Below are 10,986 nucleotides of genomic sequence, written 5' to 3' on the forward strand. Positions count from 1 at the left end.
ACGAGTTCGTCCACGGTGTCGGTCGGATAGATCGGGACCGACAGCTCGGCCTTCATTTTTTCGGCGAACTGGTGGCGGCGTTCGGGTCGTCGTGAGGTGACGTGGATCGACTCGAGCGGCAGCACCTGCGCGAAGACCTGAGCCACCGCGATACCGATCTCGCCCGTGCCGACCAGGCCCAGGCGCGGACGGTCGGGCGTGAGGTACTTGAGCGCGACGGCCACGGAGGCGGCGGTGCGGATCCGGAAGTTGTACGTCTCGTCGACCAGGGCCAGTGGCGCGGCGGTCTCGATGTCCATCAACAACACCAGGCGTGTCGTGTCGGGCCGGGAGTCGAGTGAGCCGTCGGCGTCGAACAGCGACGCTCCGAGCCGGAACCCGCCCACGCCCAACTCCGGCAGGATCGCCCCCTTCGTCTTGCACGCGATCGAACCGCCACCACCGTTCGCGTGCGCCATGCGGACGACGTGTGGCGTGCTGTAGATGACCTTGCCGGCCGCCTCGGCGTGGAACGTCCGCTCCACCTGCTCGGCCACCTCGGCGACGGTCAACACCTCCCGGCACACCCGCTCCGACACGAACACCAGATCCCGGGACATCAACCACCCAACTCCTCTCGAACCAGATGACGCGCGATTCGCCGGCACCCCTCGACCACGTCGTCAAGGGCCGCGGCGAAGGAGATCCGCAACATGCCTTCGGACCGGGTACCGAACGCCGATCCCGGCACGGCCGCGACGTGTTCGCGGGCGAGCAGGTTCCTGGCGACCTCGGTCGAGCCGGCCGGCTCGTCGGACACATCGACGAGGGCGTAGAACGCGCCCTGCGGCACGAGCACGAGCCGGTCCCCCAGCTCGGCGTGCACGGCGTCGCGGCGGGTCCGGTACTCCTCGCGCATGGCCGCACGCGCGCTCGGGTCCAGAGCCAGCGCGGCCTCCCCCGCCTTCTGCGACACCGTCGAGGCGCACGAGAGCAACCCGCCCTGAACCTTGGTGATGGCGGAGGCCACGTCGCGGGCGGCGACCGAGTAACCCAGCCGCCACCCCGTCATCGCGTACGACTTGGAGAACGAGAAGACCGAGATGATCCCCTCCTCGTAACCGAACGACGCCGCCGGCGCGTGCGCTCCCTCGTAGACGAAGTCCTCGTACACCTCGTCGGACAGCAGGAAGAGGTCGTACTCGGCGGCGAACTCGACGAGCTCGCGCACGAGGTCCGGCGGAAACACCGCACCGGTCGGGTTTCCCGGATTGTTGATCATCAGCACCCGCGTGCGCGGCGACACCAGCTTCTCGAGCTGGGCGACGTCCGGCAGGAAGCCGTCGGCGGGCGACAGCGGATACCGCACCGCGTCGCCCCCGGCGAGGCGGATCATGGTGGCGTAGTTGGGCCATCCCGGATCCGGCACCAGGATCTCGTCTCCCGGTGCGACGGTGGCCAGGATGCTGGTCGACAGGGAGCACACGGCGCCGGAGCCGACCGTGATCTGGCTGGGGTCAGCCACGATCGCGTTGTCCCGCTTGAGCTTCTCCGCGAGAGACGCGCGCAGGCTGGGCAGCCCGTTGGCCGGCGTGTACTTCGTGAAGCCCGCCCGCGTCGCGCGTGCGGCCGCCTCGCAGATGGCCTCCGGGGTGTTCTGGTCCGGCTCACCGACGGCGAGGTCGATGACGTCGGTCATGCTCGCGGCGAGCAGGCGGATCTCGCGAATTCCGGACAACCGGAGTGTCGAACTGCCACCCGGCAACGTGGGCATTTCCGTCTCCTGTTCGACTACTGCTCGGGCAAACCGTCCACATCGACGAACGTGTTCCTCAGCACGCCGAGTTGCGGCGAGGAGATCTCGACGACGTCACCGTCGGCCAGGAAGATCGGCGGATCGTGCCAGAGACCGACGCCGTCGGACGTGCCGGTGAAGACGATGTCACCGGGCATGAGGCGCATCCCACGACTGAGGTAGGACACGATCACGCTGATCGAGTGGATCATGTCCTTCGCCTGGAACCGCTGGCGTACCTGACCGTTGACGCGCAGCTCCACCTCGATGCCGGCCGGGTCCTGGATCTCGTCGGCGGCGACGATGGTCGGCCCCATCGGCGCGTGACCGTCCAGGCTCTTGCCCTTGAACCACTGCCGGCGGCTGTCCCCGCCCGCCCGTTGCAGGTCACGCGCGCTGACGTCGTTGCCGAGCGCGTAGCCGAAGACGTGGTCCAGCACGTCCTCCTCGGCGATGTTGATGCCGCCGTGGCCGACCACGACCGCGATCTCCGCCTCCCAGTCGACCTTCTCCGTCGCGGACGGATGCAGCGGAACCTTCGCGCCGTGACCGGACAGGCTCGTGTAGGGCTTGGTGAAGATCACCGGAACCGGCGGGAGAGGCGCGTCCCGGGGACGGTCGCCCTCGAGGATGTGCGTGCGGTAGTTCGAGCCGACGCAGAAGACGTTCCGGCGTGGATCGGGGATCGGCGGCAGGACGGCCGTCGCGTCGGAGAGCGTGCCGACCGGCTCGGCGTCGGAGCCGGTGTCGGAGCCGGCGGCGACCTGGGCCAGCACGTCGGGCCCGGCCTCGACCAGCTCCCGGACCGAGTCCAACCCGAACGTGCGAAGCGAGATCAATCCTTCCGACGGGGTGACCAGGACCGGCACGGTCTCCTCGCCCAGCCGAACAGTTGCGAACCTCATTTGCTCCAACCACCTATCTCGGGGCCACCACGCAGCATGAAGCTGATGGCGACGGTGATGGCGACCATCACCACACCGATCGTCGCCGCTTCGGGTACCAGCCCGTTGAACCACTGGAGCCAGACCAAAGTGGACAGAACGGTGCTGTCGTCGGAGTACAGCATCAGCGGCAGCGTCAGATTCTTGATTGCGGACAGGAAGACCAGCAACGCACCGTTGAACAGCGCCGGCAACGCCAGCGGCGCGACGATGCGGCGAAGCGTCTGCGACCAGGTCGCGCCGGACATTGTCGCGGCGGATTCGAGCTCGATGTCGATCTGCGTCAGGTTCCCGCCCATCAGGCGCGTTCCCAGGCTCAGGTACTGCGTCGAGACGGCGAGCGCGATGATCCAGATGGTGCCGTAGATCGGGTTGGGGATGTACAGGTACAGCAACAGGATGCTGACGCCGATGATCACGCCGGGGAACGCGTGCGGCATGAACGCGAGGAGGTCGACCACCCGGGAGCCGACCGACTTGGTCCGCACGATGATCCATGCCGTACAGAACGACAGCAGCATCGTGGCCACGGCGGCGATCACGCCCAGGTACAGCGTGTTCTTCGCCGCGTCGAGCACGATGTCGTTCGACAGCAGCTTCCCGTACGTGTCGAACGAGATCCGGCTGAACGCTTCGAGCGTCGGCGCGGCCACGAAGGGCTGGACGCTGGTCCAGATCAGCGCACCGACGGGCAGCACGAACGCCACCAGGAGGAACAGCCCGACACCGGCCAGCACGTACGGCTTCGCCCGGCCCAGCCGGTACCGGTTGGCGTGGTAGGACTTGCCGGTGACGACGGCGTACCGCCGCGCCTTCGAGATGATGTGGTTGTAGTACAGGAGCGGGATGAGCACGAGAACGATCACCAGGACGCTGTAGCCGCTCGCTATCCCGTAGTTCGGCAGCCCCGACGGGCTCTTCACGTCGTAGTAGATCGCGGTGCTCAGCACGTGGATGTCCGCGCGAAGCCCGATCACGAACGGCGTCTCGAAGGACTCGACGACGCTGACGAACAGGTAGACCGCGGCGCTCAGCAGCCCCGGCATGAGCACCGGGATCGTGACCTTCCGGACGACGGTCAACGGAGCCGCCCCGGACATCCGCCCGGCGTCCTCCAGCGCCACGTTCATCGCCCGGAAGCCGGCTGCCACCAGGAGGAAGGTGATCGGGACCAGGCCGATCGCCTGCACGAAGATCATGCCGGGCAGCGTGAACACGTTGAGGGGACCGGGGCCGTCCACTCCGGGGAACAGCCGAAGCAGCGCGTTCACGTAGCCCGTTCCCGGGTTCAGCAGGAACGTCCACGAGATCGTCTCGATGAACCCGGGGATGCCGAGCTGTGCGATGACGAGTACCGCGATGATCCGCCCCAGTGGCAGGTCGGTTCGCTCGACCAGCCAGGCGAGCGCGATGCTGATCGTGAAGCACACGACCAGAGCGCCGCCGCCGAACAACAGCGTGTTCCCCAGGAGACGGTAGGTCTCCCCGGACAGGAACACGTGCTCGAAGTTGGACAGCGTCCAGTACGCGCCCTCCTCGAACGGCAGCACGCCGTCGGTGCCCCGGAAGCTGCTGAACACCAGCAGGGCGAGCGGCCCGAGTACGAAGTAGACCAGCAGGCCCACCACGATGACGATGAACGCCGTACGTCCCGACCGGCGACGACGGAACCGGCCCGGGTAGCTCCTCCGTACCGGCCTGTCCTGCTGGGCTACGGCCATGGTTGGCCACCTCCGGCGGCCTGACCGGCGGTATCGCGGCGCGGTCTCATGACGCTTCCGCGTCCGCTCCGATGCGGACCGTCTCGGTCTGGTCCGCGGCTCCCGCACCATCCGGCGCGGCGGCCTGGTGAGCGGGGTCGTCCGCGGTCAGCACCCGTAGGTACCTCGCGGGGAAGGTCGTGGCCACCGTGGCGCCGTCCTCGAGAAACTCGTTGCGGGAACCGATCCGTGCCCGGATCTCGTGGTCGCCGACGTCGACGTGGTAGTCGAACGAGGCACCCTCGTACAGGAAGCCCGCGACCTGTCCCGGGAACGTGTTCTCCTCGAGCTCCTCGTCGCGCGTCGCGCGACGCACGCGCACGTCCTCGTACCTGATCGCCGCCACCACGCTGTCGCCGACGTCGAGGCCCTCGCTGCCGACGAGGCCGGTGACCTCGCCGAAGGCGACCTCGACGACGGCGTGCGTGCCGCGGCCGTCCGGCCACGGTGCCAACCGCACGATCTTGCCCGGCAGGAGGTTCACGCCGCCGAGGAAGGTCGCGACGAAGGCCGACGACGGCTGGGTGTAGAACTCCTGCGGCGTCGCGACCTGGACGATCCGCCCGCCCGACATGACGGCCATGCGATCCGACATGGACAGCGCCTCGACCTGGTCGTGCGTGACGAACAGCGTCGTCAACCCCGTCCGCTTCTGGATGAGGCGCAGCTCCATGCGCATCCGCTCGCGGAGCCGGGCGTCCAGATTGGACAGCGGCTCGTCCAGCAGGAGAACCGTGGGCTTGCGGACCAGGGCCCGGGCGAGGGCCAGCCGTTGCTGCTGGCCCCCGGACAGGTCCGTGGACATCCGCTCGTCCAGACCGTGCAGCCCGACCAGTTCCAGGACGTCCCGGACCTCCGCCTTGACCTGGTGCCGGGTCATCCGTTCCTGGCTCACCCGAAGCGGGAAGGCCACGTTCTCGAACACCGAGAGATGCGGCCACACCGCGTAGCTCTGGAACACCATGCCGATGTCCCGTCGGTGGCTGGGCACCAGCACCCTGTCCCGGAACACGGTCTCCTCGCCCAGGTGGATGGCTCCCGAGTCGGGATGTTCGAGTCCCGCGATGCACCGCAGCGTGGTCGTCTTTCCGCAGCCGCTCGGGCCCAGCAGGGTGAAGAACTCGCCTTCCCTGACCGAGAACGAGACGTCGTCGACCGCGATCTCGACGTTCTTGCGGCCACGGAACGACTTCGTGAGGCGCTCTACGTTGATCACTCAGCCGCCCCCGCCGAATAGCTCCACCATCTTCTTGCCGATCTTGTTGGCCCGGTCCACGTCTTCCTGCGTGGTCACGCTGACGATTTCCGAGTCCGGCGGCGCCGTGGCCGGCCTGGTGTCGTTGCTCTTGAACTCCTGCTCGATCAGGATCTCCTCGGCGCGATCCGAGGAGGTGACCCAGGCGGCGAAACACCGTGCCGCGTTCGGGTGCTCGGCGTCCTTCAGCACGAGCGCCCAGTCGTTGCTCGTCGGGACGACGTCGAGGAACTTCATGCCGACCGGCGCGCCCTTGGCCTCCAGCTCCCGGAAGGACTCCTCACGCCCGTTGGTCACCATGGCGCCCTCACCGCTGGACACGGCCGTGGCGCCGGCGGTGCCGCCCTGCACGACGATCGGTTCCACAACGTCCTTCAGCCGCTCCAGGTAGTCGACCGTCTCGTCGACACCCCAGGCGACCGCGAGGGTCTTGAACGGCTGACCGTTCGGATCGACGATGACCTGGCCTCGCCACTTCTCGTCGATCAGCTCCTCCCAGGTGTTCGGGAGGTCGTCCGGGTTGCTGACCCGGTCCGTGTTGTACACCAGGCCCAGCGGGACACGGTCCAGTCGGGCCAGGTTGGTGTCGGGATCGACGACGTCCTCCGGAACTCCCAGCTCCTGCCAGTCGACGTCCGTCGCCTGCAGGTCCCGGCTCGTCAACGGAAGGAAGTCCTCGATCGCCCCGGTCGCGATGTCCACTCCGGGCGGCCGGTTCACGGAGTCGGCCGAGATGACGCGCTGCACGATGTCGACGGTGATCAGCGGCTGGTACTGGAACTCGATGTCGGGGAAGGTCTCGTGGAACCCGTCGAACAACGCCTCGGCCGGACCGTTGTCGAGCTGACCCCAGAAGGTCAGGCTCCCTTCCTCGGCACCGTCCGCGCACACCGTGTCGAGCGCCGGCGCCACGCTCTCCGGGCCGCCTCCGCCACCGGAGCCACCCGCTCCCGCGTTCTCGTCGTCGGACCCGCACGCGGACGCGGCGAGCGCGACGACCGACAGTGCACTAAGGATCGACAGGACAGGTGGTCGCCGTCCCGTTCGCAAGTGGACAGACACCTAAGCCTCCTAGATTGCCTAATGCCCGCTCGTCGCTGAACCGAGCTGGGTGTGAGGGCGGGATCGACGCCCAGATCCCCGACATCTGCGACCGCCAGCGCGCAGCGATGCGGCTCATGGCCCGTACCTGGGGTCAGACCGCGCCGTCCAGATATTGCTTGTCGTTCTTCCAGTCCTTCTTCCGCGGCGCGACATCGACGCGAACGGGGCCCTTCTCGCCCAGCGCCTTCGCGGACACGTGGAGCAGCTCGAGTGGAGCCTCCGCGGAGCTTTCGAACCAGTACTGGAAACCGCGGGGCACGTGAACTCCCTCGTGGGGACCGAGATCTGCGACGAGCTCGTCGCCGGTGGTGTAGAACTTCGCCCGCCCGGCGAGAACCATCCAGAACCCGTCGGTGGTCGGGTGCGCGTGCAGGTTGTTCTCGCCACCCTCCTGGACGACCTGCACCTCGGCCCGCATGAGGTCACCGCGGAACAGCCGGACATGGGCCTTCGATCTGCTCAACGAAGGGGTTTCGTATCGGAAAACAGTGACGCGTGGAGCCGCAACGTCGGTCATGTTGTTCCTTACAGGTGCACGATCTCGATCGCGCCAAACGCCGGTACCCGGCGTCTGACCACAGTGGGCATTGGCCACCAGGACGGGTTCACGCCGTCCTCGCGGTCGACTCGCTCGCACGTCGCCGTGCGCGAGCCCGCCTCCGTCCAGGCCTGTAGGGATGGGCAGCCGGTCTGGCTCGACCGCGTCGCCGCGTGGAGCCCTGGGTCCGGCCAGCTGACCGATGGACCACTGGACCGTGGTGAGTCGCGACCTGCCTCCTCGGGTGCCTCCTCCCGGGGCTGTCCACGTTGAGGCTGAGCGACTCTGGGCCCGGCGCCTCTGCCGCAACATCGCGGTGTAAGCTGCCGTAAAATATCTATAGACTATAGACCGAGCGTAGGTCAAGACGGTCGGCATGGCTTGACCGATTGGTGACCTCGACGCAATGGCCTGACCCGACGAAGTCATGGCCGATCGACAAAGTTGATCTTGCTGCGACCTGGACGCGACTATATGATGCACAAGACGTGGTTCCCCGCCCCTTCCCCAAATCGTGAGGACCCTGCATGACCAGAGCCGATCATCAGGGTGGGCCGCCGACGAGCAAGACCGCCTACGTCCTGCGCCGTCTGCGCGACGAGATCGCCGACGGGTTCTTCCACACGGGCCAGCCGCTGCGGCAGGTCGACCTGGCCAGCCGCTACGGTGTCAGCCCCACGCCGGTACGGGAGGCCTTGCGGCTGCTCGAAGCCGAGGGACTGATCAGCTACTCGCCACACCGGGGCGCGACCGTCACCGAGATGGACGCCCAGTCCGTGCAGGACCTGTACCGGCTGCGCGCGGCGATGGAGTCACACGCGACCCGGGTCGCGGCGGAGCGGTTCGCGGACGACTCAGGTGAGCGTCTGTTGAAACTGCACCGCCAGCTCGCCCGTGCCCGTACGAAACTTGCCGGCGCGGAGCTGTCGCGGCTGAACAAGGAACTGCACTTCGCGATCTACGAGAGTGGTTCACTGATCATCGCCGAGCACATCCACTCGCTGTGGCGGCTCATCCCACCGGCCGTGACGCTGTGGAGCCGGGCCGAGTTCACCAAGGTCCTGGTCCCCCAGCACGGCGAGGTCATCACCGCGGTCCTGGACCGGGACCCGGACGCGGCCGCGGACCTGATGAGCGAGCATGTCCTTACGGCCGCCCGGTTTCGCGAGGAGCTGCAGGCCAGGTAGCACCACACGCGAACGTGCCCCGCGGACGGGCGCCGGTGGACGGATCCCTCCCCACACTGAGCTGCGGACGATTGACTGCACGGGTTCTATAATCTATATATATTTGGGTGGGCCAACGCTCTTGGCACCATCACCGGCCGGATCAACGTAGACAGACCAGGTCGCCAGCCGCGGCGGACATTGCCGACGCCGCAACGGATTGCGGCGCGTACACCTCACGGTCTAAACCGATCACGCGCGCGCCCGACGCCGCCCGAGTGCACTCAGGAACGGGTGGCGCCGCACGACGAAAGTTGGGACGGGACAAGCTCATGCCGGTCACACGGGTGGACCACATCGACATAGCCGTACACGACTTGGATGAGTACCTACGCCTGTTCAAGGCGATGGGATTCGAGGAGATTCGCCGCACCGAACACTACGGCGGAGCCGTCGAGGTCAGGCTGCCCGGCGACTCCGTCACCTTCGAGCTGCACAAGCTCAAGATGACCGACAACCCTGGCGTCAACCACATCGCGTTCGCCGCCGAGGACTCGATGGCGGTGGTGGAGCAGCTGAAGTCCATCGGCGTGGTCTTCGACCGCGAAGCCGAGGTAACCAAGTCGACTGGCCGCCGGACGACGAACTTCCGCGATCCGGGCGGGTTCCGTCTCCAGTTCACCGAGTAGGGATGTACCGCGATGAGCTTTGAACCTGTTGAGTTCGAACGACGGTGGGAACGCGCACAGAAGGCGATGAGGGAGGCCGATCTCGACGCCCTTCTCATCGGGGACAAGTACAACTTCTGGTACCTGACCGGGAACCTGACCAAGGAGATCGACAAGAAGCGTCCGATGCTGGTGTTCCTGCCGGCGTCCGGCCCGCCGACCTACATCATCTACGCGGCGGCCAAGAAGAAGTCCGAGGCGACCACCCCGTCCGCCCGGATCCTCACCTACGACGGGCTGCCGTTCCCGACCCAGCTGGTGAAGGACACCCTGACGGAGGCCGGCCTGACCACCGGCCGCCTGGGCATGGAACTCGGCCTGGACGAGCGGCTCGGGTTGTCCTATCAGGAGTTCATGGACGTCAAGGAGTCCTTCCCGTCGCTGACACTGGTCGACGCGGGCAAGCAGCTCCAGCAACTCCGGATGGTCAAGACCGAGCTCGAGGTGGACGCCATCCGGACCGCGTGCGAGTTGAGCTTGCGCGCCTGGGACTCCGTCACCAAACAGCTGCGGCTGGGCATGACCAACCCCGAGATTCGGAAGATGATCGCGGTGGAGCTCACCCTGGCCGGTACCGAGTTCGACATCGCCGGCCACATCTCGATCGGCGACGGGGTGGCCGGCATCGAGGGCTACCGTCCCGGCGAGGTGCTCTGGTCCGACTTCGGCGGCACGTACCTCGGCTACCAGGCCGACGTGGCGCGCCGAGTGGCGTTCGTCGAGCCCGCGCCGGCGCAGGTCGCCGCGCAGGAGAAGATCGGCACCCTCATGTCGACCGCCCTGGACGCGCTCCGGCCTGGTGTCCCCTGCTCGCAGGTCGCGCGGACGTGCAACCAGGCACTCGAGAGCCTGGGCCTGCCGCCGGTGAGTGCCCGCAAGCGAATCGGCCACGGACTCGGCCTCGCCGCCGGCGAGCCGCCGTCGCTGAGCGAGCGGGACGAGACGATCCTGCGGCCGGGCATGGTCGTGACGATGGAGCCGCGGTTCACCCTCCCGTCGGGCGAGAAGGTGCACGTGGAGGAGGTTCTCGTCATCACCGAGGAAGGCTGTGCGCGGCTCAGTGACGGCGCCGAGTCCATGCAGGTCGTACTGACGTGACCGGTGATCAGCAGACGTCCCGGGATCTGGTGTTCGTGTCGGAGCGGGTGTGCCGGGAGGTGTTGACCGTCGCCGAGGTGGCCGAGCAGGTGGAGCGGACGTTCCACGCCGAGGCGGCCGGCAAGGTCATCTACAGCACGCCACACGTCCTGCGCATGGTCGACACCGGAGAGTCGCGGGCCGGTGGAACGGCGAGCTTCCGGACGAAAGGGGCGATCCTGCCGGACCTGGGTGTCGCCGGGTTCCGGCTCGGCGCATCCCGGATCGCCGCGGACGGCTCGGGCTCCGCGTCCCCGCTAGCGACGCGGTTGGTGTTGCTGATGGACATCGAGACCGCCTCGCCACTGGCCCTGGTCGACGAGCACTACAACTATCTGGTTCGGACCGCGGCCTCGGTCGCGGTCACCCTCAAGAGTCTCGTCCCGGACCATGCCCGCCTGGGCCTGGTCGGCACCGGTGGCGTCGGTATCGCGGTGGCTCAGGTCTTCACGGAGGTGCTGCCGCTCGAGTCGATCCACGTCACCTCACGACGACCCGAACGCCGCCACCAGTTCGCCGAAAAAATGAAGGCCGAGCTGTCGGTCCCGATCTATCCGACCGACACCGTGGACGAACTCGT

At 67.4% G+C, this 10,986-nt stretch carries 11 protein-coding genes; 4 read left to right on the forward strand and 7 right to left on the reverse strand.

Annotation, left to right across the window (positions count from 1 at the left end; genetic code table 11):
- From ACRDTB_RS34975 to ACRDTB_RS35005, 7 genes are all read right to left on the reverse strand, one after another.
- Positions 1-599 (reverse strand): hypothetical protein (locus ACRDTB_RS34975; RefSeq protein ID WP_431436527.1); only part of this gene is annotated, 599 nt, incomplete at its 3' end.
- Complete coding sequence (locus ACRDTB_RS34980; protein WP_431436529.1) at positions 599-1,753, reverse strand: pyridoxal phosphate-dependent aminotransferase; 1,155 nt, start codon at positions 1,751-1,753, stop codon at positions 599-601. The genes ACRDTB_RS34975 and ACRDTB_RS34980, both read right to left, overlap by 1 nt.
- A gap of 17 nt (positions 1,754-1,770) precedes the next feature.
- Complete coding sequence (locus ACRDTB_RS34985) at positions 1,771-2,679, reverse strand: fumarylacetoacetate hydrolase family protein (RefSeq protein ID WP_431436530.1); 909 nt, start codon at positions 2,677-2,679, stop codon at positions 1,771-1,773.
- Positions 2,676-4,439, reverse strand: a complete 1,764-nt coding sequence (locus ACRDTB_RS34990; protein WP_431436531.1) for an ABC transporter permease — start codon at positions 4,437-4,439, stop codon at positions 2,676-2,678. Before ACRDTB_RS34990 ends, ACRDTB_RS34985 begins: the two co-directional genes overlap by 4 nt.
- Positions 4,440-4,485: 46 nt before the next feature.
- The gene (locus ACRDTB_RS34995) at positions 4,486-5,694 is read right to left on the reverse strand and encodes an ABC transporter ATP-binding protein (RefSeq protein WP_431436532.1); all 1,209 of its coding nucleotides are present in this window, start codon (positions 5,692-5,694) and stop codon (positions 4,486-4,488) included.
- Positions 5,695-6,795: an ABC transporter substrate-binding protein gene (locus tag ACRDTB_RS35000; RefSeq protein WP_431436533.1), complete on the reverse strand. Its 1,101-nt coding sequence runs from the start codon at positions 6,793-6,795 to the stop codon at positions 5,695-5,697.
- 133 nt (positions 6,796-6,928) lie between these two features.
- Positions 6,929-7,300, reverse strand: coding sequence for a cupin domain-containing protein (locus tag ACRDTB_RS35005; RefSeq protein WP_431436534.1), 372 nt, complete (start codon positions 7,298-7,300; stop codon positions 6,929-6,931).
- 602 nt (positions 7,301-7,902) lie between these two features.
- Between ACRDTB_RS35005 and ACRDTB_RS35010 the strand changes: the two genes are divergently transcribed.
- From ACRDTB_RS35010 to ACRDTB_RS35025, 4 genes are all read left to right on the forward strand, one after another.
- Positions 7,903-8,562: a GntR family transcriptional regulator gene (locus ACRDTB_RS35010; RefSeq protein WP_431436535.1), complete on the forward strand. Its 660-nt coding sequence runs from the start codon at positions 7,903-7,905 to the stop codon at positions 8,560-8,562.
- Positions 8,563-8,873: 311 nt separating this feature from the next.
- Positions 8,874-9,230 carry a VOC family protein gene (locus ACRDTB_RS35015; RefSeq protein ID WP_431436536.1) on the forward strand — a complete coding sequence of 119 codons (357 nt, stop codon included), beginning with the start codon at positions 8,874-8,876 and terminating at the stop codon, positions 9,228-9,230.
- Between the two features lie 12 nt (positions 9,231-9,242).
- A complete protein-coding gene (locus ACRDTB_RS35020) occupies positions 9,243-10,367 on the forward strand; it encodes a M24 family metallopeptidase (RefSeq protein WP_431436537.1) in 1,125 nt (374 codons plus the stop codon).
- On the forward strand, positions 10,364-10,986 hold a 623-nt coding region (locus ACRDTB_RS35025; protein WP_431436538.1), incomplete at its 3' end, for a hypothetical protein. The genes ACRDTB_RS35020 and ACRDTB_RS35025, both read left to right, overlap by 4 nt.

It is taken from the genome of Actinophytocola sp. (assembly GCF_050699935.1).
In the GTDB taxonomy this organism is placed as follows: domain Bacteria; phylum Actinomycetota; class Actinomycetes; order Mycobacteriales; family Pseudonocardiaceae; genus Actinophytocola.

Excerpts from the sequence above, each read along its gene's own strand:
- ACRDTB_RS34980 (WP_431436529.1), bottom strand. The coding sequence starts at position 1,753 with ATGCCCACGTTGCCGGGTGGCAGTTCGACACTCCGGTTGTCCGGAATT.
- ACRDTB_RS34985 (WP_431436530.1), bottom strand. The coding sequence starts at position 2,679 with ATGAGGTTCGCAACTGTTCGGCTGGGCGAGGAGACCGTGCCGGTCCTG.
- ACRDTB_RS34990 (WP_431436531.1), bottom strand. The coding sequence starts at position 4,439 with ATGGCCGTAGCCCAGCAGGACAGGCCGGTACGGAGGAGCTACCCGGGC.
- ACRDTB_RS35010 (WP_431436535.1), top strand. The coding sequence starts at position 7,903 with ATGACCAGAGCCGATCATCAGGGTGGGCCGCCGACGAGCAAGACCGCC.
- ACRDTB_RS35015 (WP_431436536.1), top strand. The coding sequence starts at position 8,874 with ATGCCGGTCACACGGGTGGACCACATCGACATAGCCGTACACGACTTG.
- ACRDTB_RS35020 (WP_431436537.1), top strand. The coding sequence starts at position 9,243 with ATGAGCTTTGAACCTGTTGAGTTCGAACGACGGTGGGAACGCGCACAG.